Origin of the sequence: Variovorax sp. CF079, assembly GCF_900101545.1 — a bacterium.
GTDB lineage: Bacteria > Pseudomonadota > Gammaproteobacteria > Burkholderiales > Burkholderiaceae_C > Variovorax.
Genome location: NZ_FMZU01000037.1, coordinates 1 through 20,952 on the forward strand (window position 1 = coordinate 1; position 20,952 = coordinate 20,952).

Genomic DNA, 20,952 nt, shown 5'->3' on the forward strand with positions numbered 1-20,952 from the left:
CGCGTGTTCGTGCAAGCCAAGGTGCATGACGCCTTCGTCGACAAGCTGGCCGCACGGGTCGGCGCACTCAAGGTCGGCCCGGCCACCGAGCCCGACTCGCAGATCGGCCCGATGATCAACGCGCGGGCGGTCGAGAAGATCGAGCGCCATGTGCGCGATGCCGTCGAGAAGGGCGCGCGCGTCGTCGTCGGCGGCAAGCGGCTGCGCTCGGCGCGCTGCGACGGCCCCAACTATTTCGCCCCCACCGTGCTGGTGAACGCCGACGCATCCATGGAATGCAGCTGCGAAGAGACCTTCGGGCCGGTGGTGCCGGTCACGCGCTTCGACAGCGAAGCCGAGGTGATCGCCGCCGCCAACGACACGCCCTTCGGGCTCGCGGCGTACTTCTACTCGACCGACGTGCGCCGCATCTGGCGCGTGGCCGAGGCGCTGGAATCAGGCATCGTCGGCATCAACGAAGGCGCCCTGGCGGCAGAGGCCGCGCCCTTCGGCGGCGTGAAGGAGTCCGGCTACGGCCGCGAGGGCTCGGTGCACGGGCTGGACGACTACATGCACATCAAGTACCTGTGCCAGGGGCAGCTCTAGCGAAAGACCTTTCTGCACGTAGTCCGATGCAGGCCGCGCGAACCGGAAAGGCCGGAAGCGCGGAATATCCTCGTTCATCATGGACGTGCGTGAAAGCTTCACCCAGGCGGTGGGCCATACACCGCTCATCAGGTTGCGCAAGGCCTCCGAGCTGACCGGCTGCGAGATCCTCGGCAAGGCCGAGTTCATGAATCCCGGCGGATCGGTCAAGGACCGCGCAGCGCTCTATATCGTGCTCGATGCCGAGGCGCGCGGCGACCTGCAGCCCGGCGGCGTGATCGTCGAGGGCACGGCCGGCAACACCGGCATCGGCCTCGCGCTCGTGGGCAACACGCGCGGCTACCGCACCGTCATCGTGATCCCGCAGACGCAGAGCCAGGAGAAGAAGGATGCGCTTCGCCTGTACGGCGCCGAGCTGCGCGAGGTGCCGGCAGTGCCCTACAGCGATCCGAACAACTACGTGCACGTGGCCGAACGCCTCGCCGCGGAGCTCGCGCGCAGCGAGCCCCGTGGCGTGCTCTATGCGAACCAGTGGGACAACCTGTCCAACCGCGACGGCCACTTCCGCTCGACCGGCCCCGAGATCTGGCAGCAGACGGACGGCCGTATCGACGGCTTCATCTGCTCGATCGGCACCGGCGGCACGCTGGCCGGCGTCGGCCAGTACCTGAAGGAACGCAAGCCGGGTGTGGTGATCGCCGCCGCCGATCCGATGGGCGCGGCAATGTACCACTACATCAAGCACGGCGAATTGCGCAGCACCGGCAGCTCGATCACCGAAGGCATCGGCCAGAACCGCATCACGGGCAACCTGGAGGGCGCCTCGTTCGACGACGCCTACCAGATCGAGGACCAGGAGGCGCTGCCCGTGCTGTTCGATCTGCTGCGCGAAGAAGGCCTGTGCCTGGGCGGTTCCAGCGGCATCAACGTGGCCGGCGCGATCCGCCTGGCACGCGAGCTCGGGCCGGGGCACACGATCGTGACGATCCTGGCCGACTCCGGTTCGCGCTACCAGTCGAAGCTGTACAACCCGGCCTTCCTGCGCGAGAAGAATCTTCCGGTTCCGGCCTGGCTTGCGTGAGCCGGGGCCTATCGCGGCGCGAGCACCAGCTTGCCCAGCGACTCGCCGACATCGAGCATGCGATGCACTTGTTGCACCTCGCCCATCGGGAACACGCGAGTCGGCGGAGCCCGCACTGCCCCCTGGCTCATGAGCCCGATGGCCTTGTTCATCAGCGCGCGCCGCTGCTGCCGGTCGGCGTCGAAGGTGTGGATGGAGAAGGTCCTGACCGCCAGGCTCTTGCTCAACAGCGAGCGCAGTTCCATGAACACATCGCGCGCCGGCGGCCCGCCCGCGATGTTGTAGGAGATCGCGGTGCCCAGCGGCGCCAGCGAGCGGATGCAGGCGATCAGCAGCTCGCCGCCCACGTGGTCGAAAGCCAGGTCCACGCCACGCCCCTCGGTCCGCTCGAAGACGCGATCGGGCAGCCCTGCCGGATCGCCGTCGACGATGGCGCTGGCGCCGTGCGCCAGCGCATGCGCCCGCTTCTCGGGCGTGGAGGCGGTGCCGATCACGGTCATGCCGTGGTGCGCCGCGAGTTGAACGAGCGCGGTGGCCACGCCGCCGGCCGCGCCCGGCACGAGAATCGAGCGCACCGGCAGGCCGCCGTTGCAGGCCAATAGCATCGCCTGCGCCAGTTGCACATTGCCGAGGCTGACCGCGTCCTGGAATGCGATGCTGTCCGGCAGGACGAAAGGCGCTTCCTCGGGCACGCAGATGAACTCCGCATAGCAGCCGCCGCGCTGCGGCAGCTCGCGCGAGCTGACCAGCACGCGCTGGCCGACCTGCAGCGTCGTCACGCCGGGGCCCAGCGCCTCGACGGTACCGGCCATCTCGTTGCCGGGAATGGCTGGCAGCGGCGGCATCCACTTGTAGGTGCCGTTGCGGATCAGCACGTCGGGTCCGCCGGCGCCGATCGCCTCGGCGCGGACTCTCACCTCGCCGGGCTTGCACACCGGCATCGGCAGCTCGACCAGTTCCAGCGCCTCCGGACCGCCGGGGTTTCTGACTTGCACGGCGCGCATGAGGCTTTGCATCTCAGCGCTGGCCGTCGTGCACGGTCACGGTTTCCTTGCTCAGGCCGCCCAGCCGGGCATGCACCCGGCCACCCGTGCCCATCACCAGCGCGAACAGGATCTCGTTGGGCCGCGGCGCGTCCTGAATGCCGACTTCCATGCTGTTGTAGTGGCTGCGCACATAGGCCGCGTGGATGTAGTGCAGCGGCACCATCAGCCGGTAGCCGGTGGCGGCCACCGCCTTGGCCGAGGGCACGATCGCCTTCGGCTCGCCCAGCACCGAGCGCATGGCCCAGCCACCCGCCTCATGCCACACGGCGCCATGCTCCAGCTCGCCGTTGACGCCCACGATGGCGGCCTTGCTGTAGACCTCCACCTTGTCGCGGCCCAGCACCTCGACCAGCTCCGTCGCCAGGGATGTCCCCAGCGCACGGAGCTCGGCCATGAAGGGCATCAGGTCGGGCTCATAGCGCCCGGCATAGGGGTTGCGGATCACCGCGCAGGCCGCGGCCAGCTTCAGCGGCTCGTCGACCGGCGGGCCGCCCTCGTGATGGATGGTCTCGATGGTGAGACTGCGCTTGCGGATTTCGATCAGGGACATACGAACCTCACTGCTTGGGAATCTGTGCTTCGTTGACGACGGCGGTCCATTTCTTGAGTTCGGAACTCACCATCGCCGTCATTTCTTCCGGCGTGCTTGCGCGCGCCTCGCCGCCCATGTCTTCCAGGCGCGCGCGAACGCCCGCGACCTGCAGCGCCTTGAGGGTCTCGGCGCGCAGCCGCTCGACCACCGGGCGCGGCGTGCCGGCGGGCGCCATGAAGCCGGCCCACGAGCGCACGTCGTAGCCGGCGACGCCCTGCTCCGCCACCGTGGGCAGCTCCGGCATCGCGGCCCAGCGCTGCGCACCGGTGGTCGCCAGCGCCTTCAGCTTGCCGGCTTTGATATTGGCCATCACGGCCGTCGGCGGCGCGACGATCAGCGGCACTTCACCGCCGAGCAGCGCGGTCACCGAGGCGGCGTCGCCGCGGTAGGGCACGTGCAGCAGCTCGACCTTCGCGCTCTTGACGAGCAGCTCCCCCGCCAGGTGGTGCGTCGAGCCGATGCCGGCAGAGCCGTACGACAGGCTGCGCGCGTCGGCACGCGCGGCGGCGAGCAGCTCCGTGAGGCTGCGATACGGCGAATCGGCGCGCACCACCAGCAGGAAGGGAAAGTAGGTGATGGTGGAGATCATCTGGAAATCGGACACGGTCTGGTAGCCCAGCTTGCCGTAGAGTGCCCCCGCCACCGCATGTCCGCCGGTGGCCAGCAGCAGCGTGTAGCCATCGGGCTTGGCGCGCGCGACGGTGGCCGCCGCGATCGTGCCGCCGGCCCCTGTCTGCGCCTCCACGACGAAGGGCTGGCCCAGGCCCTTGCTCATCTCCGTGCTGACCACGCGGGCGATGGTGTCGGCATTGCCGCCGGCTGCGAAGCCCTGGACGATCTTGATCGGCCGATCCGGGAAGTCCTGCGAGTGAACCGTGAAAGGTGCCGCGCAGGCCAAGGCAAGGCCCGCGCCGACCAGCTGTCTGCGCCGCATGGGTGTATCTCCGTCTTGTTGTGGGGTCGCTGCCGTGCTTGGCGGCAGCAGTGGTCGGACGCCGCGCGTCAGTCCTGGTCGACGATCGGGTTGCGCAGCACGCCGATGCCCTCGATCTCGACCTCGCAGACGTCGCCGGCCTTCATGAAGCGCGGCGGCTTCTTGCTCCAGCCGACGCCGGCCGGCGTACCGGTCGCGATCACGTCGCCGGGCGTGAGGGTGAAGATCGTCGAGGCGTAGTTGATCAGCCTCGGGATGCTGAAGATCATGTGCCCCGTGTGGCTGGACTGCACCACCTCGCCGTTGAGCCGCGTCTCGAGCTTGAGCTGGCGGCCGGGCTCGATCTCGTCCGCGGTCACCATCCAGGGGCCGAAGCCGCCGGTGGATTCGAAGTTCTTGCCCGAGGCGATCTGCTTGGCGTGGAACTGCCATTCGCGCACGCTGCCGTCGTTGTAGCAGGCATAGCCGGCCACATGGTCGAAGGCGTCCGCTTCGGCGATGTCGCGCCCGCCCTTGCCGATGATGACCGCGAGCTCGCCTTCCCAATCGAGCGACTCCGACACCCGCGGCCGCACGATGGGCTCGTTGTGCGCGCACTGCGATCGCCACACGCGCAGGAAGATGGGCGGCTCTGCGGAGAGCTCGCGCTGCATGCCCGCGGCCAGCACCTCCTGGTGATGGTCCATGTAGTTGCGCACGGCGCAGATGATCTTCTCGGAGCGCGGGATCACCGGCAGGAAGCGGATGTCGGCCAGCTTCGCGGCCGGGGCCAGGCCCTCGACATGCTGCGAGGCCTGCGTGTATTCGCCCGAGGCGATGTAGTCGGCGAGGCTCGCATGCTGCGGCATCGCCCGGCCCAGGTCGACGACGCTGTCGCCGACGACGGCGCCCCAGGTTTCGCGGCCTTGCAGAACAAAGGACAAAAGCTTCATGGGAACTCCAAACTGAAGAGAAAAAAGTGAGAGAGTGAGGTGGAACGGCGCGCTCAGGCCGCGGCCGGCGCCTTCGCCTGGAACTGCGCCTGCCATTGCGCCAGCGGCATGAAGCTGGGGTCGCGCCGGCAGATCGCTTCGGTCTCGCGCATCAGCGTCTCGTCGTCCTTGGCGAGGTCCAGCGGATCGCCATGCGGCTGCGAGACGTAGAACGGCGTGTCGACGTAGATCTCGACCGTGTTGCCTTCGGGATCGAGCATGTACACCGACAGCGCATTGCCGTGGTTGAGGCCGCGGATCTGGGTCGCGCCCCGCGCTTCGGCACGCGCCGAGATGTCGCGCAGATGCTGGATGCTCGGCACCACGAAGGAGATCTGCATCACGGTGCTGAAGGTCGCTTCCGCGGGGCGGCCGGAGGCGAGCACCAGCTGGTGGTGCTGGTCGGGGCTGGCGCTGGTGAAGACCAGCTCGTTCTTGAACGTCCTGCCTACGCCGCGATCCGTGATCGTGAGCTCGAAGGTCTCGGTATAAAAGGCCACCATCCGTTCCAGGTCGGTAACGAAGATGCCGAAATGCGATGGCGTGGGCCGGCTGACCTTGAGCATCCTAGGCCTCGGCTTCCGCCGCCTTCAGGGCGGCCTGCACGTTGCGTTGCGTGCTGAGGATGTGTTCCTCCAGCATCGCGCAGGCGGTCTCGGCGTCGCGCCGCAAGGTCGCATCCATGATCTTGCGGTGCTCGTTCGACTTGCGGCGCGCCGTCTTGCGAAAGCGCGCGGAGAAGCGCCTGTAGCGCTCGGCCTGGTCGAACAGGCTGGCGCTCCAGCTGAGCTGGCGTTCCGAGGGGCAGGCGGCGACCAGCGCGAGATGGAAGGCGCGGTGCAGCTCGCTCCATGCGTCGTCGAGCACCACCGGGCCGTCGCCGAGGCGCGACTCCACCTTCTCCAGGCGATGGAAGGCGGCCAGGATGCTGGCTTCCCACGCATCGTCGCCGTGCGCGATCGCTTCGCGCAGCGCCGGCACGTCCAGCATCACGCGCATGCGGGTGATGTCTGCCAGGTCCTCGGCGGAGATCGCCGCGACGCGGAAGCCCCGGCGCTCGTCGGCGCGCACCAGGCCCTCCTGCGCGAGGCGGCTGAGCGCTTCGCGCAAGGGGCTGCTCGAGAAGCCGTAGACGGTCTGCAGCTCGTCGAGCTTGAGCTTCGCGCCGGCGGCGAAGGTTCCCGTAAGCACGTCCTGGCGCAAGCGCCCGAAGGCCTGTTCGACGAGGGTGGGGGTGTAGTCCATGGATTCGTTTTTATGCATGGCGGCGATGTTATGCATGGATCACTCCTTGCGCCGCGTGCCGATCAGCACGAAGAGCATCGTCGCCGGCCGGTCGCCGGGATTGCGCCACGCATGCCGGTTGCCGTGCTGCACGACCACGTCGTGCCGGCGCAGCGGCACCTGCACGCCGTCGTCGAGTTCCAGCGTGATCTCGCCTTCCAGCACCACGTCGTAGTCGATGCTGTCGGTGGTGTGCATGCCGGGATGCTCGGGCTCGAAGGTTTCGGCCAGGCCCGGCACGCGCGCCGCGAACTCGGCGCCGAAGGCCGCCGCATCGAAGTCCGCGCGCATCATGACCGCGTCGGGCGGAAAGGTGACGAACATCAGCCGCGTCCCGCCCTCCGCAGGAACAAAGCCGACCTGCGGACTGCGATCGGCGGCAACGCCCCGGCCCACCGTGTCGCCCGCCTCGGTGGACCACAGCAGTGCCGCCGCAAAGCCTGGAACCGAATCGAACTCGAAGCTGCGCGGCGCCGCCGCGTCCGAGAACAGCTGGGACTTGCCGCCGGCGCCGGTGCCGGCCACTACGCGTCTGATCTTCATGGTGCGCCGCCGTTCAGGGGTTGATGACGAAGTTGCTGAAGCCGCCGTTGCGCGTCGCGATGCCCGAGATCGCCTCGTTGATGCGGTCCAGCGGATAGCAGACATGCTCGAACACCGAGAGGTCGAGCGTTCCGGCTTCGGCCATGTCGGCCATGTCCTGGCCTTCGCCGGCGGTGAACCAGGCCGAACCCTCGATGCTCTGCTGCTCGTCCATCATGGTGTGCAGGTCCATGCCCACCATGCCCGCGATGGCACCGATGTTGAAGGCGCGACCGCCCCGCTTGAGCGCGCGAATGCCCTGCTGCAGGGTCTCGTGTGGCGCGCCCGGGCCCAGCGCGTCGATGAAGGTGTCCACGCCCAGGCCGTCGGTGCGCGCCTTGGCCCACGTGTCGATGGCCTCGCCGTCGGCGTTCGAGAAGACCTCGATGCGGTCCGGCGCCAGCGCCTTCACGCGTTCGAGCAGTTCCTTGTTGCGGCCGGTGCCGAGGATGCGCGTGGCGCCCATCGCCAGGCCGAACAGCGCGCCGCCGATGCCCAGCGTGCCGCTGATGCCGTTGATCAGCACGCTGCGGCCGGGCCCCACCTTCGCCTTGCGCATCGCCGAGTACATGGTGCCCAGGTAGCCGAAGCGCGCGGCCTGGTTGAAGCTCACGTTGTCGGACAGCTTCACCAGCGCGTACTGGGGCGCGATCATGTACTCGCACAGGCCGCCATAGGGATAGTTCTTGTAGAGCTTGAGCGAGTTCTGCGAAAAGCCGAAGTAGCCGCTGAAGGCGTAGTGCGTGCAGTTGATCAGGTCGCCGTTGCGGCAGGCGCGGCAGCCGCCGCAGTACAGGCTCGGGTTCACGTACACGCGATCGCCCGGCTTCCAGGTATGGACGTGGGAGCCGACGGCCGTCACCTCGCCGGCCGGGTCCAGCCCGAACACGGCGGGCAGCGGCGGCAGCGGCAGCTCGGGGAACCAGGTGGTCCAGTTCGCCAGGATGTTGCCCAGGTTCGGCACGATGCCGCAGGCATGCACCCTCACCTGCACGTCGTTGGCGGCGGGCTGTGGAATGGGCAGTTGCTCGATCTCCATCGGTGCGCCGACCTTGTGAAGTCGGGCGGCTTTCATCATCGACATTGGCGTCTCCTTGTTGAATGCACAAATCTGGTTTTGTGCATTTTTCTGCCTCGCGATGACGAATGCCATCCGGGAGAACCCTCGGTGCATAATATCTATTTTTATGCACAATTTTGTCTTCCTGCATTTGGAGACAACGAGTGAATCAATCCTTCGGCGAGCCCGTCGATGTCGCCGTCATCGGCTTCGGCCCGGTCGGCGCATCGCTGGCCGCGCTGCTCGGCCGGCGTGGCCGGCGCGTGGCCGTCTTCGACAAGTCCGATCAGATCTATCCGCTGCCGCGCGCCTTCGCGCTGGACCACGAGGCGCTGCGCACCTTCCAGGAGATCGGCATCGCGGGCGCGCTGGCGCCCCACATGACGCCCTATCGCCCCACGATTTATCAGGGCGCGGATGGCAAGCCGATCCAGCATTTCGACATGGGCCCCTCGCCCTACCCCTTGGCCTGGGCGCCTTCGTACACCTTCAACCAGCCGGCGCTCGAAGCCTCGTTGCGCCGCGCCGTGGGCGAGATGCCGTCGGTGTCGGTCCACCTGGGCCATGAAGTCACGTCGGTGCAGGAAGAAGGCGGGTACGCGATGCTTTCCGCGCGGGCGCCGGACGGCACGCCGGCACAGCTGCGGGCACGCTACGTGGTCGCCTGCGACGGCGGCACCAGCCCCATGCGCAAGCAGCTCGGCCTCGGCCTGAAGAGCCTGGAGTTCGACGAACCGTGGATCGTGGTCGACATGCACGTGAACGAGGACATGCTCGAACGCCTGCCGGCCACCAACATCCAGTACTGTGACCCGGCTCGCCCCTGCACCTACGTGGTGGGGCCGGGCACGCACCGGCGCTGGGAATTCCTGCTGCTGCCGCACGAGGCGGGGCAGCGCGAGATGCCGCACGACGCGATCTGGGCCCTGCTCTCGCCCTGGCTCGCGCCGCACGAGGCGCGCATCTGGCGGGCCGCGACCTACCGCTTCCACGCGGTCGTCCTCGAGCAGTGGCGGCAGGGACGCGTGCTGCTGGCCGGCGACGCGGCGCACCAGATGCCGCCCTTCCTGGCGCAGGGCATGTGCCAGGGCCTGCGCGACGCCGTCAACCTGGCGTGGAAGCTCGACTGGGTGCTGCAGGGCGATGCGCCTGACACGCTGCTGGACAGCTACGGCACGGAGCGCGGCCCGCAGGTCGAGGAAACCACCCGGACGGTCAAGCGCCTGGGCCAGATCATCTGCGAGCGCGACGCCGAACGCGCCGCTCAGCGAGATCGCGGCCTGCGCGAGCAGCAAGGCGGCCAGGTCAGGATGCAGTTGCGCCAGAGCCTTCTGCCCGGCGTGCGCCACGGCCTGATCGACGGCGAACACGGCGCCGCAGGCACGCCTTTCCCTCAGGCGGTGGGGCGGCTCGGCCCGCAGGGCGCCGCGCAGATGATGGACGACCTGCTGCCCCGCGGCTTCCTGCTGTTCCTGCGCGATGCGCCTTCCCAGGAACAGTTCGACCGCCTGGCCGCCCATCTCCGGGCCCTGCATGCGAAAGCGGTCTGCCTGTGCGATGCCGACGATGTCGAGGGCCTGGTTGGCCTCGCAGAGGCCGATGGCGTCATCGCGCGTTGGTTCGAAACGCAGGACCGCGGCGCGGCGCTCGTGCGTCCGGACCACATCGTCTACGGCGTCGCCGCCGATCTCGACGGCGCGCAGGCGCTGCTCGAACGCGCCCGCATCGCGCTAGCAATCGCTTCGACCGCCACCCACGCCTTGATGCTGGATTGACCATGACCCAGAACCCACTCACGCCATCCGATTCAGAGTCCTTGCTGCTGGATCTCGAAACCCAGCGCTGCGAGGCGATGAAGCGAGCCGACTTCGCACGGCTGCGCGAGATCCTTCATCCTGGACTCACGCACGTCCACGCCAAGGGCCAGACCGACGACTACGAAAGCTATTTCCGCGCCGGCGGCACGCACGTCGACTACCGGCAGATCGACCGGTCGGAGCTCAAGGTCCAGGTGCTGGGCAGCACCGCCCTGATGACGGGCCGCCAGCTGCTGGTCGCTGTGCGCAAGGATGGCAGCGGTACCGTGCGTATCGACTCGCGCGTGATGCAGGTCTGGGTCCAGGAGGACGGCCAGTGGCGGCAGCTGGCATTCCAGACCACGCCGCTCGAGATGAGCATCACACAAGAAACGTGATCGCCGTCGGCCGCCCTATCGCGCTTCCTTGGGCCGGCTGAGCCAGTCCGCGAAGGTGGTCTTGCCGAGGCGCGGGCTCTTGCCCGGGGTGAGCGACTGGTCGTTCAGCGCCAGCCCAAAATAGAGCGCAGCGGGATCGGTGACCACCTTGCGAGCGTCTCCGGTGGCGCTCAGGAACTGGCCGACGAATTTGTCCAGGCCCAACGGCGCAGGCCCGGCGATCTCGAGCATGCCGTTGATCGGCGCTTCGAGCGCAACCTCCGACAGCGCCTCTGCAACGTCCTCCGCCGCCATGGGCTGCACGAGCGCCGGCGAGAGCCGGACCGCCTCTCCTTCGGTGCTCGTGTGGGCGATGCTTCCGGCGAACTCGAAGAACTGCGTCGCACGCACGATGGTGTAGGGGACAGGCGACGCCTTGATCAGGTTCTCTTGCGCCATCTTGGCGCGGAAGTAGCCGCTTTCAAGAAGCCGTTCGGTGCCCACGACCGACAGCGCAACGTGGTGGCCGACGCCTGCGGCCTGTTCCGCAGCAAGGAGGTTGCGGCCCGAGGTCTCGAAGAAATTCAGGACTGCGGCGTCCTCGAACGAGGGCGAGTTCGCCACATCCACGACGACCTGCGCGCCCGCCAGGGCCTGGGCCAGGCCCTCTCCGGTCAGTGCATTGACCCCTTGCGAGGGCGAGGCGGAGACGGCCTCGTGGCCTCGCTCACGCAGCTTTTTCACCAGCTTTGTTCCGATGAGCCCGCTGCCGCCGATGACTGCGATTTTCATGATGAAGTCCTTTCCGTTCAGCTTGTCTGTCAACCCACTGGACGGTCGCCCCATGCGGCCGTCCATGTTTATAAGACGTCTCGCAGCGCGGGTTTGTGACACTCGCAGTCGTATGCGTTCTTCATGCGGGCAGATCGTAGGCGCCTCGGCGCCGCGCGCGCAGGCTTAGGGCGCGAGCCGGATATTGGCGTCCTTGATGATCTTGGCGTAGATGGCGGCATCCGTGCGCACGAGCTTCTGGAACTCTTCCGGCTTGCCACCGCCCACCTGCAGGCCCAGCGCCTCGATCTTGGCCGTGACCTCCGGCAGGCGCAGGATGCGGTCGATCTCGTCCGAGAGCTTGTGCACCACCGGCGCCGGCGTCGCGGCCGGCAGGAACACGCCGAACCAGCCGTAGGGATCGAAGGAGTGGTAGCCCAGCTCGGCGAAGGTGGGCACGTCCGGCAGCCCGGGCATGCGCTGCGTGCCGGTCACTGCCAGCGGGCGCATGGATTTGAGGTGCGGCCGGGCGCTGGCGCTGTCGATGAAGGCCGAGGCCAGCTGGCCGCCGACCAGGTTGGTCGCCAGCGGTGCGGCGCCCTGGAAGGGCACGTGCACCAGGTCGATGCCGGCCTGCATGTTCAGGAGCGCACCCTGGATATGCGAGGAGGTGCCGGCGCCGTAGCTGCCGAAGTTGTACTTGCCGGGGCTGGCCTTCACCATCGCGATGAAGTCCTTCAGGTTCTTGGCGGGCGAGTCCAGCGGCACGGCCAGCATGCTCGGGCTGCGCGCGATCATGGTGACGGGCGCCAGGTCCTTCAGCGGATCGTAAGGGAGCTTCTCCATCAGCATCGGCTGCTGGATCAGCGCGGTGATGGCGATGAGCAGGGTGTGGCCGTCGGCCGGCGCCTTGGCGACAAAAGCGTTGCCGATGGTGCCGCCGGCGCCGGGCCGGTTCTCCACCAACGTGGGCTGTCCCCAGGCTTCCTGCAGCTTCTGCCCGATGGTGCGCGCCAGCGTGTCGGTGGCGCCGCCGGCGGGGTACGGCACGATCAGCTTCAGCGGCTGGCTCGGATAGGCTGTTTGCGCCACGGCCGGCGCGGCCAGCAGCGCGGCCAGGCCGGCGGCAATGCAGAGTCTTCGCATCTTCGATGTCTTCATGGTCTTGTCTCCTCGGGTGGGTGGGGAAAAACTCAACGCATCGCTTCGCGCACCAGGTTGCGGGCGATGACGATCTGCTGGATCTGCGTCGTGCCTTCGTACAGGCGGAACAGGCGCACATCGCGGTAGAAGCGCTCGATGCCGTAGTCGGCGATGTAGCCGGCGCCGCCGAAGATCTGCACCGCGCGGTCCGCGACGCGGCCGCACATCTCGGAGGCGAACAGCTTGCAGCAAGAGGCCTCGGTCGAGACGTTGCGGCCCTCGTCGCGCCGGCGCGCCGCATCGATCACCATGCAGCGCGCGGCGTAAATCTCGGCCTGGCTGTCGGCCAGCATCGCCTGTACCAGCTGGAACTCGGCAATGGGCTGGCCGAACTGCTTGCGCTCGATGGCGTAGTTCAGCGCGTCGCGCAGCATGCGCTCGGCCACGCCGACGCAGATGGCGGCGATGTGGATGCGGCCCTTCTCCAGCACCTTCATCGCGGTCTTGAAGCCCTGGCCTTCGCGGCCGCCGATCAGCTGCCCGGCAGGCACCTTGCAGTTCTCGAAGATGACGTCGGCCGTGTGGGCGCCGCGCTGGCCCATCTTGCGGTCCTTGCGGCCGATGCTGATGCCCGGTGTGTTCGCCTCCACGATGAAGGCCGAGACGCCGCCCGCGCCCTTGTCTTGCGGATCGGTGCGCGCCATCAGCGTGAAGATGCCGGCATGCGGCGCGTTGGTGATGAAGCGCTTGGTGCCGTTGACGATGTAGTGCTCGCCCTCGCGGATGGCCGTGGTGCGCAGCGAGGCCGCGTCGGAGCCGGCATCGGGCTCGGTCAGCGCGAAGGAGGCGATCAGCTCGCCGGTCGCGAGCAGCGGCAGGTACTTCTTCTTCTGCGCCTCGGTGCCGTCCAGCAGGATGCCCTGCGAGCCGATGCCCACCGTGGTGCCGAAGAGCGAACGGAAGCAGGGCGAGGTCTGGCCCATGGCCAGCATCACCATCACCTCCTCTTCCATCGTCACACCGAGGCCGCCGAACTCCTCGGGCACGGTCAGGCCGAACAGGCCGAGCGCCTTCATCTCGCGCACGATGTCGTCGGGGATCTCGTCGGTCTCGGCCACCTGCGCTTCGGCCGGCACCAGCCGTTCGCGCACGAAGCGCTCGACGGCGTCGAGCAGGGCTTGCAGGGTTTGCGGGTCGCGAATCATGGTCGGTTCCTCAGAGCGCTTCGGCCGTGCCGAGAACGGCGGTGGCCTGGCTGGACAACATGCCGCCGTTGCCATGGGCGATGGCGGTGTGCGCGTTCTTCACCTGGCGCTCGCCGCATTCGCCGCGCAGCTGCCGCACGGCCTCGATCAACGCGAAGATGCCGTACATGCCGGGGTGCACGCAGGACAGGCCGCCGCCGTTGGTGTTGACCGGCAGCCGGCCGCCCGGCGCGATGGCGCCGCCGGCAACGAAGCGGCCGCCCTCGCCCTTCGAACAGAAGCCCAGGTCTTCGAGGAACAGCAGCGTGTTGATGGTGAAGGCGTCGTAGAGCTGCACGACGTCGATGTTCTTGGGCGCGAGCCCCGCCATCGCGAAGGCCTCGCGGCCCGACTGGCTGGCCGCGGTGACGGTGAGATCCGCCATCGAGGAGATCTGCCGGTTCCACACCGCGGTCGCATTGCCCAGCACGTAGACCGGCTTCTTCGACAGGTCGCGCGCGCGCTCGGCGCTCACCAGCACGCAGGCGCCGCCGCCGTCGGTGACCAGGCAGCAGTCGCGCACGGTCAGCGGATCCGACACCATGCGGGCGCCCAGCACCTCCTCGCGCGTGAGCGGCTCGCGCATGAAGGCCTCGGGGTTGAGCCGGGCCCACGCACGCGCCGCCACGGCCACGTCGGCGAGCTGCTCGCGCGTGGTGCCGAACTCGTGCATGTGGCGCGAGGCGGCCAGCGCATAGGCCGACACCGGCAGCATCGGCTCGTAGGGATGCTCGTAGGGCTGCGGGTCGAGGAAGCGGCGTGCCGCCACGATCTCGCGCCGGCCGAAGGCGGCGCTGCGCTGGGCGCTGCCATAGCAGATGAGCACCGCGCTGCACTGGCCGGAGCGGATCGCCTGCATCGCAGGCAGCAGGTGCGCGATGAAGCTGCTGCCGCCCAGCATGGTGCCGTCGATGTAGCGCGGGTTGAGGCCGAGGTATTCGACCACCGGCAGGGCCCACATCGCGGCCGATGCGCTCGCGGTGCACAGGCCGTCGATATCGCTCATTGCGAGACCCGCATCCGCCACGGCCGCGCGTGCCGAGCGCGCCAGCAGTTCCATGTCGGTGAAGCCGGGCGTCTCGCCGCAGCCGAAGGTGGCGACGCCGGCGATCGCGGCGCTGCCGCGCAGGGCTTTGAGTCCGGCGCTCATTCGACAACCTCCGCGCTACGCGCTGCGGTATTCGCCTTGGGAGCGGCCCGGCGGCTCATGCAGCGGCTCCTTCGATGGCATCGAACAGCACCAGCCCGCGGCCGTCCTTCACCTGCACCCGCGCCCTGACGCGCTGGCCGATGCGCACCGCTTCGGGCGCAAGGTTGTCCACGCGGCTCATGAGCCGCACGCCTTCGTCGAGATCGATCAGGCTGACGTTGAGGTCGCCTCCATCCGCGGGTTTGCGCCGCACGGTGGTGACGGCATGCACGGTGCCGAGGCCGCTGGGCATCTTCCATTCCAGCGCCGCGCTGCCGCAGTGCGGGCAGCTCGCGCGCGGGTAGTACACATGGCGGCTGCACTCGCTGCAGCGCTGCACGCGGAAGCGGCCGGCGTCCAGTTCGTCCTGGTGGAAGGCCTGCACGCTGCCGGCGCCTTCTTCGATGGTCGGTGTCGTCATGCTCGTCCTCAGATCGGGTCCCAGCTGAACACGTCGGCCGAACGCTCCAGCTCGTAGAAGCTCGCCTTCAGCGCCGGCAACGCCTGGCTGGCCACCGTCTGCGGGGTCCAGCCCTCGCTGCGGTGCACCGAGCGCACCGGCCGCGGCTGGCTCATGAGGAAGATCTCGTTGTTGCGAACGGCGAAGATCTGGCCGTTGACATCCTTGGCGGCGTCGCTGGCCAGGCAGACGGCCAGCGGCGCGATCTTGGCGGGCGTCATCTGCTTCAGGCGATCGACGCGCGCCTGCTCCTCGGGCGTCTCGGTCGGGATGGAGCCGATCATCCGGCTCCAGGCAAAGGGCGAGATGCAGTTGGAGCGCACATGGAACTTCTGCATGTCGAGCGCGATGGACTTCGACAGCGCGGCAATGCCGAGCTTCGCCGCGCTGTAGTTGGCCTGGCCGAAGTTGCCGACCAGCCCGGAGGTGGAGGTCATGTGCACGTAGCAGCCGCCCTCCTGCTCCTTGAAGTGCGTGGCCGCAGCCCGGCTCACATAGAAGCTGCCGTACAGGTGCACCTTGATGACCGCATCCCACTCTTCCGCGCTCATCTTGTGGAAGAAGCGGTCGCGCAGGATGCCGGCGTTGTTGACGACGACATCGATGCGGCCGAAGGCCTCCACCGCCGTGCCGACGATGCGTGCCGCGGCGGCCGGCTCCGACACGCTGTCGGTGTTGGCCACCGCCTGGCCGCCGAAGGCCTTGATCTCGTTGACCACGGCCTGCGCCGGGGCCGCGTCCTGGCCCTCGCCGCCCACCGAGGCGCCGATGTCGTTGACCACCACCCGGGCGCCTTCGCGTGCCATGGCCAGCGCGATGTCGCGGCCGATGCCGCCGCCGGCACCGGTGACCACGACGACCTTGTTCTCCACCATCCTGTTCATGCGTTTCACTCCTTGTCCGTGCGCGCCGGCCACTGGAAGGCCGGCGGCTCCTTGTCGAAAAATCGCTGCAGGGCCTTACGATGCAGCGTGGTCTGGAAGCACAGCGCCTGGCCGTCGGCCTCGGCCTCGAAGGCGGCTTCCATGGCGCCCGCGTCGAGCGCGATGCGCTTGACCAGGCCCACGGCCAGCGGCGAGGCGCTGGCAAAGCTGTCCGCCAGGGCCAGCGCCCGCGGCAGCAGCGCGGCCTGCTCGTGCTGCTCCATGGCGATGCCGAGCGCCAGCGCCTCCCGCGCGTCCAATTCCCTGGCCGAGAGGAACAGCTCGCGGGCGCGCTGCGCGCCGACGATGCGCGGCAGCGTGTAGGTGGCGCCGCAGTCCGGGATGACCCCGACCCGCATGAAGACCATGCAGAAGCGGGCACGCGGCGTCACCAGCACGAAGTCCGCCGCCAGCGCCAGGCTGAAGCCGGCACCGTAGGCCGCACCGTCCACCGCGGCGATGACGGGGCGGTCCAGGGACAGCAGCTCGCGGAAGATCGCGTGCGCGCCGTGCATGCGGGCTCGCAAGCCGTCGCTTTCGAGCGCGCCGGCGGCGGCGATGCCGCGCAGGTCGCCGCCCGCGCAGAAGGCGCCGTTGGCGCCGGTGATCACCACGGCGCGGATGCCGCTGTCCGCCTTGACCCGCGCGATGGCGGCCGCCAGGCCCTCCTTCAGGTCGGGGGTGAGCGAGTTGCGAGTGGCGGCGTCGTCGAGGGTCACCACGGCCGTGGTGCCGCGGCGTTCGTAGCGAACGGGGTTGTCGCTCATTCGGATTCCTTCCTTGCCGCGGCGCGATGCTGCTCCTGCAGCTCGCGCCAGAGGATCTTGCCGGTGCCCGACTTGGGCAAGGCGTCCACGAATTCCACGAGACGGGGCGCCTTGTAGACCGCCATGCGGGCGCGTGCCCAATCGACGATGTCCTGCTCGGTCACCTCGCCGCGGAAGGCGGGCTTGAGCGAGACGATCGCCTTCACCGCCTCGCCCTGCCTGGCGTCGGGCACGCCGATGATGCAGGCCTCGTGAATCGCCGGGTGCTCGTACATCATGTTCTCCACCTCGGCCGGCCAGACCTTGTAGCCCGAGGTGTTGATCATCCGTTTGAGGCGGTCGCGCATGAAGAAGTAGCCTTCCTCGTCCATGTACGCCAGGTCGCCGGTACGGAAGAAGCGCTTGCCCTCCAGCTCGAAGAAGGCTTCGCGGTCGGCCTGCGGGTTGCGCCAGTAGCCGACCGTGTTCTGCGGCGCGTGGGTGACCAGCTCGCCCACCTCGCCCTGCGGAAGTTCCTTCAGCGTCTCGGGGTCCACGATGCGGGTGTCCACCCCCTGCGCCGGGATGCCCAGGCACTGGCGCTTGCCGCGCGCGAGCGGGTTGGCCTGCAGGAAGGAGGCGGTCTCGGTCAGGCCGTAGCCCTCGTTGTAGGTGATGCCGTGGCGCTGCTGCATCATCGTCGCCACCGCTTCCGGCATCGCCGCAGCGCCGCCGGAGAGCAGGGTCAGGCTGGAGATGTCGCGCTGCGCCACCTCGGGATTCGAGAAGAAGTCCAGGATCATCGCCGGCGGGGCCGTCCACGCGCTGACGCGGTGGCGCTCGATCAGACGGGCGGCCAGGGCCGGATTCCAGCGTGGGAGCATCACCGAGGTGCCGCCCAGGAAGATCGGCATGTTCATGCCGTTCTGCAGGCCGAGCATGTGGAACAGTGGTGCGACCGCGAGCACCACCGTCTCGCAATGCAGGCCCTTCCAGACGTGCGAGGCGGCCAGCGAGGCGATCACCGTTCGATGGGTGTGCATGCACCCCTTGGGATGGCCGGTGGTGCCCGAGGTGTAGGGCAGGATGGCGAGGTCCGTGGGGCGAACACCCGCGTCGGCGCCATCGCCGGCGGCCGGCACGAAAGCCCAGCCTTCGCAATCCGGGCGCGAGATCGGACGCAGCGGAGCAAGCACCCAGTCCGGGATCTCGTCGGGGGTGTCCCCCACGGCCTCGGCGTACGCGTGCACGACGATCCGGTCGAACAAGCCCGGCTCGAAGTGCTCCAGCAGCTCCTGCGCCACGAACGCGATGCGCGCGCCGCTGTTCTCGGCGTAGTAGCGGACCTCCCGGGCCTTGCTCATGGGATTCACGGGCACCACGACGCCGCCCGCGCGCAGGATCGCGTAGCAGGCGACCACGAACTGCGGGCAGTTCTGGCTGGCCACCAGCACGCGGTCGCCGCGCTGCAGCTCGAGCGTGTCGCACAGCCAGGCTGCCATCGCAGCCACGCGTCGCTGGAGCTCGGCATAGCGGATGACGCTGCCGCAGTAGACGATCGCGGCCTTCTCCGGATAGCGCCGCGCCGCGACCTCGAGGTACTCCGGCAGCGTCGCCTGCGGCACGACCAGCTCGCGCGCGACGCCTTTGGGCCAGAAGCGGAAATGCGGACCTTCGCCCTGGGCCATCATTGCTTCTCCATGGCCCGGGCGATGATCTCCTTCATCACCTCGTTGGCGCCGCCATAGATGCGGCCGACGCGCACGTCGGCATAGAGCCGCGCGATCGGGTATTCGTTCATGAAGCCGTAGCCGCCGTGCAGCTGCAGGCATTCGTCGACGATGCGGCAGCAGGCGTCGGTGGTCCACCACTTGGCCATCGCTGCGGTCGGCACGTCCAACTCGTTGCGCATCAGGCGAGCGATGCAGTCGTCGACGAAGGCGCGCGCCACCTGCGCCTGCGTCTCGCACTCGGCCAGCGTGAAGCGGGTGTTCTGCATCTTCAGCAGTGGTTCGCCGAACACCTGGCGGTCGCGCACGTATTCCAGCGTCTCGCCGATCGCGCGCTGCATGCTCGCCACCGCACCGACGGCGATCAGCATGCGCTCGCGCGGCAGCTGCGCCATCAGCTGCGGGAAGCCGCGGCCCTCCTCGGCGCCGAGCAGATTCTCGGCGGGCACGCGCACGTCGTCGAAGAAGAGCTCGGTGGTGTCCAGCGTCTTCTGGCCCATCTTGTCCAAGAGCGGCCCGCGGCGAAAGCCCGCCGTGCCTTCGGTCTCCACCATCAGCAGCGAGATGCCCTTGGCGCCGCCCGCGGCATCCGTCTTCGCTGCGACGCAGACGAGGCCGGCATGCATGCCGTTGGTGATGAAGGTCTTGCTGCCGCTGATGCGCCAATGGTCGCCATCGCGCCGCGCCTGTGTCTTGATGCGCTGCAGGTCGGTGCCGGCGCCGGGCTCGGTCATCGCGATGGCGGCCACCAGTTCGCCGCTGGCCATGCGCGGCAGCCAGCGGCGCTTCTGTTCCTCGGTGCCGTAGGCCAGCAGGTAGTGGGCGACGATGCCGCTGTGCACGTTGTTGCTGAAGCTCTGCGCCATGGCGCGCATCTGCTCCTCGCAGATCACCGCCTCGTGCAGGAAGCTGCCGCCGCCGCCGCCGTATTCCTCGGGGATGCTGGCGCACAGCAGCCCTGCGGCACCGGCCTTGGTCCAAATGTCGCGGTCGGCGTGATGCTGCGCGCGCCAGCGTGTTTCGTTGGGAACGCATTCACGCTCGAAGAAGCGGCGCGCGCTGTCGCGCAGCATCTCCAGCTCCTCTGTCATCCACGGCCGGGTGGGGTTCATCACGGCCGGCCGCCTCCGCAAACCAGCACCTGCCCGCTGAGATAGTTGGACTCCGGGATGCAGAACAGGTAGACCGCGCCGGCCGCTTCCTGCGGCGTGCCGCCGCGGCCCAGCGGGATCATGGCTTCCGCGTTCTTCAGGATCTGCGGATTGACGCCCACCTTGATCTGCCGGCCCTCGATGTCGATGCTGGCGCCGGCGCTGGCATCCGCTTCGGTCAGGCGGGTCTTGATCAGGCCGAAGGCGACGCTGTTGACGTTGACCTTGTAGCGGCCCCATTCCTTGGCCATGGCCTTGGTCAGGCCGTTGATGCCGGCCTTGGCCGCCGCGTAGTTGGCCTGGCCGGCGTTGCCGTACACGCCGGAGGTGGAGGAAATGTTGACCACCTTGCGGAACACTTCGCGGCCTTCGTCGGCCTCGCGCTTGGCGGCATCGCGGATGAAGTTGGAGGCCGCGCGCAGGATGCGGAAGGGCGCGGTCAGGTGCACGGCGAGCATGGCCTCCCACTGCTCGTCGGTCATTTTCTGCACCACGTTGTCCCAGGTGTAGCCGGCGTTGTTGACGATGATGTCCAGGCCGCCGTAGCTGTCGACGGCGGTGCGCACGAAGCGGTCGGCGAAGCCGCTGTCCGTCACGCTGCCGGCGCAGGCGGTGGCGCTGCCGCCCGCAGCCACGATGTCGGCGACGGTCTGCGCGGCCGGTTCGGCGTCGAGGTCGTTGATGACGACGCTGGCCCCTTCGCTCGCCAGCTTGAGCGCGATCTCGCGTCCGATGCCACGGCCGGAGCCGGAGACGATGGCGACCTTGCCTTCGAGTTTGCGGTTCATGTGTTGTCTCCTTGTTCCTGTGTCAGTGCCAGGCGACCAGCGCCTCGCCACTCAATTTCGTGATGCCGTCCTGGTTGGCCGTCGCGATGTGCAGCCGCACGCAGCGCCGGCCCCCGTGTTCGAACTTCTCGACGATCCTGCCGGTGCAGCGGATGCGCTCGCCCACATGGGTGATGGCGGCGAAGCGCACATCGAGCGAGCGGATCGCCGACTGCGGCACCCAGTTCGTCAGCAGCCGTCCCAGCCATGCGGCCGACAGCATGCCGTGCGCGAACACGTCCGGCATGCCGGCGGACGTGGCGAAGTCGGTGTCCACGTGGATCGGGTTGTGGTCGCCGGAAGCACCGCAGTACAGCGCCAGCGCGAGGCGGGTGATCGGTGGCAGCTCCAGCACGGGGAGCGTGTCGCCCGGTTGCAGGGTGTCCCAGGCGGGGAGGGTTGGGGTCGTCATTGCTGAAGGCCCTTGGGTTGAGTGCGGGGGCGGGCCGAGGGCGGCGGG

General features: G+C 68.5%; 23 protein-coding genes. 4 read left to right on the forward strand and 19 right to left on the reverse strand.

Annotation, left to right across the window (positions count from 1 at the left end):
- Together BLS74_RS32285 and BLS74_RS32290 are read left to right on the forward strand one after the other, a co-directional pair.
- Positions 1 to 585, forward strand: a 585-nt coding sequence (locus BLS74_RS32285; RefSeq protein WP_139191805.1) for an aldehyde dehydrogenase family protein, incomplete at its 5' end; no start/stop codon positions are given.
- Positions 586 to 664: 79 nt separating this feature from the next.
- Positions 665 to 1,666: a cysteine synthase A gene (locus BLS74_RS32290; protein ID WP_093111914.1), complete on the forward strand. Its 1,002-nt coding sequence runs from the start codon at positions 665 to 667 to the stop codon at positions 1,664 to 1,666.
- Positions 1,667 to 1,674: 8 nt separating this feature from the next.
- On the opposite strand, the gene BLS74_RS32295 is transcribed toward BLS74_RS32290, so the two are convergent.
- The 8 genes from BLS74_RS32295 to BLS74_RS32330 form a co-directional block, all read right to left on the reverse strand.
- Positions 1,675 to 2,670: a zinc-dependent alcohol dehydrogenase family protein gene (locus BLS74_RS32295; protein WP_244504130.1), complete on the reverse strand. Its 996-nt coding sequence runs from the start codon at positions 2,668 to 2,670 to the stop codon at positions 1,675 to 1,677.
- A gap of 13 nt (positions 2,671 to 2,683) precedes the next feature.
- Complete coding sequence (locus BLS74_RS32300) at positions 2,684 to 3,262, reverse strand: amino acid synthesis family protein (protein ID WP_093111918.1); 579 nt, start codon at positions 3,260 to 3,262, stop codon at positions 2,684 to 2,686.
- 7 nt (positions 3,263 to 3,269) lie between these two features.
- A complete protein-coding gene (locus tag BLS74_RS32305) occupies positions 3,270 to 4,238 on the reverse strand; it encodes a tripartite tricarboxylate transporter substrate binding protein (protein ID WP_093111920.1) in 969 nt (322 codons plus the stop codon).
- A gap of 68 nt (positions 4,239 to 4,306) precedes the next feature.
- Positions 4,307 to 5,170: a fumarylacetoacetate hydrolase family protein gene (locus BLS74_RS32310; protein WP_093111922.1), complete on the reverse strand. Its 864-nt coding sequence runs from the start codon at positions 5,168 to 5,170 to the stop codon at positions 4,307 to 4,309.
- A gap of 53 nt (positions 5,171 to 5,223) precedes the next feature.
- Positions 5,224 to 5,775, reverse strand: a complete 552-nt coding sequence (locus BLS74_RS32315; RefSeq protein WP_093111924.1) for a VOC family protein — start codon at positions 5,773 to 5,775, stop codon at positions 5,224 to 5,226.
- 1 nt (position 5,776) lies between these two features.
- Positions 5,777 to 6,490 carry a GntR family transcriptional regulator gene (locus tag BLS74_RS32320; protein ID WP_093111926.1) on the reverse strand — a complete coding sequence of 238 codons (714 nt, stop codon included), beginning with the start codon at positions 6,488 to 6,490 and terminating at the stop codon, positions 5,777 to 5,779.
- Positions 6,491 to 6,493: 3 nt separating this feature from the next.
- Positions 6,494 to 7,036 carry a cupin domain-containing protein gene (locus BLS74_RS32325; protein WP_093111928.1) on the reverse strand — a complete coding sequence of 181 codons (543 nt, stop codon included), beginning with the start codon at positions 7,034 to 7,036 and terminating at the stop codon, positions 6,494 to 6,496.
- A gap of 13 nt (positions 7,037 to 7,049) precedes the next feature.
- A complete protein-coding gene (locus BLS74_RS32330) occupies positions 7,050 to 8,159 on the reverse strand; it encodes an alcohol dehydrogenase catalytic domain-containing protein (RefSeq protein ID WP_093111930.1) in 1,110 nt (369 codons plus the stop codon).
- Between the two features lie 140 nt (positions 8,160 to 8,299).
- On the opposite strand from BLS74_RS32330, the gene BLS74_RS32335 reads away from it, so the two are divergent.
- Entirely contained in the window at positions 8,300 to 9,910 is a 1,611-nt protein-coding gene (locus BLS74_RS32335) for a bifunctional 3-(3-hydroxy-phenyl)propionate/3-hydroxycinnamic acid hydroxylase (RefSeq protein WP_170855801.1), read from the forward strand.
- Positions 9,911 to 9,912: 2 nt separating this feature from the next.
- Positions 9,913 to 10,329, forward strand: coding sequence for a nuclear transport factor 2 family protein (locus BLS74_RS32340; protein WP_093111934.1), 417 nt, complete (start codon positions 9,913 to 9,915; stop codon positions 10,327 to 10,329).
- 15 nt (positions 10,330 to 10,344) lie between these two features.
- Here the strand turns inward: BLS74_RS32340 and BLS74_RS32345 are convergent, their stop codons facing one another.
- From BLS74_RS32345 to BLS74_RS32395, 11 genes are all read right to left on the reverse strand, one after another.
- On the reverse strand, positions 10,345 to 11,100 hold the full coding sequence (locus BLS74_RS32345; protein ID WP_093111969.1) for an SDR family oxidoreductase: 756 nt from the start codon (positions 11,098 to 11,100) through the stop codon (positions 10,345 to 10,347).
- Between the two features lie 165 nt (positions 11,101 to 11,265).
- A complete protein-coding gene (locus BLS74_RS32350; RefSeq protein WP_093111936.1) occupies positions 11,266 to 12,240 on the reverse strand; it encodes a Bug family tripartite tricarboxylate transporter substrate binding protein in 975 nt (324 codons plus the stop codon).
- A gap of 32 nt (positions 12,241 to 12,272) precedes the next feature.
- Entirely contained in the window at positions 12,273 to 13,427 is a 1,155-nt protein-coding gene (locus BLS74_RS32355; RefSeq protein ID WP_093111938.1) for an acyl-CoA dehydrogenase family protein, read from the reverse strand.
- Between the two features lie 10 nt (positions 13,428 to 13,437).
- A complete protein-coding gene (locus tag BLS74_RS32360; RefSeq protein ID WP_093111940.1) occupies positions 13,438 to 14,616 on the reverse strand; it encodes a thiolase in 1,179 nt (392 codons plus the stop codon).
- A gap of 55 nt (positions 14,617 to 14,671) precedes the next feature.
- Positions 14,672 to 15,076 carry a Zn-ribbon domain-containing OB-fold protein gene (locus BLS74_RS32365; protein ID WP_093111942.1) on the reverse strand — a complete coding sequence of 135 codons (405 nt, stop codon included), beginning with the start codon at positions 15,074 to 15,076 and terminating at the stop codon, positions 14,672 to 14,674.
- Positions 15,077 to 15,084: 8 nt separating this feature from the next.
- Positions 15,085 to 15,990, reverse strand: coding sequence for an SDR family NAD(P)-dependent oxidoreductase (locus BLS74_RS32370; protein WP_093111971.1), 906 nt, complete (start codon positions 15,988 to 15,990; stop codon positions 15,085 to 15,087).
- Positions 15,991 to 16,004: 14 nt separating this feature from the next.
- Positions 16,005 to 16,805 carry an enoyl-CoA hydratase/isomerase family protein gene (locus BLS74_RS32375; RefSeq protein ID WP_093111944.1) on the reverse strand — a complete coding sequence of 267 codons (801 nt, stop codon included), beginning with the start codon at positions 16,803 to 16,805 and terminating at the stop codon, positions 16,005 to 16,007.
- Positions 16,802 to 18,475: a long-chain-fatty-acid--CoA ligase gene (locus BLS74_RS32380; protein ID WP_244504131.1), complete on the reverse strand. Its 1,674-nt coding sequence runs from the start codon at positions 18,473 to 18,475 to the stop codon at positions 16,802 to 16,804. Before BLS74_RS32380 ends, BLS74_RS32375 begins: the two co-directional genes overlap by 4 nt.
- The gene (locus BLS74_RS32385) at positions 18,472 to 19,626 is read right to left on the reverse strand and encodes an acyl-CoA dehydrogenase family protein (RefSeq protein WP_093111948.1); all 1,155 of its coding nucleotides are present in this window, start codon (positions 19,624 to 19,626) and stop codon (positions 18,472 to 18,474) included. The genes BLS74_RS32380 and BLS74_RS32385 overlap by 4 nt, the downstream gene beginning before the upstream one ends.
- Positions 19,626 to 20,453, reverse strand: coding sequence for an SDR family NAD(P)-dependent oxidoreductase (locus BLS74_RS32390; RefSeq protein ID WP_093111950.1), 828 nt, complete (start codon positions 20,451 to 20,453; stop codon positions 19,626 to 19,628). Before BLS74_RS32390 ends, BLS74_RS32385 begins: the two co-directional genes overlap by 1 nt.
- A 22-nt stretch (positions 20,454 to 20,475) precedes the next feature.
- Entirely contained in the window at positions 20,476 to 20,904 is a 429-nt protein-coding gene (locus tag BLS74_RS32395; protein ID WP_093111952.1) for a MaoC family dehydratase, read from the reverse strand.
- Positions 20,905 to 20,952 lie beyond the last annotated feature (48 nt).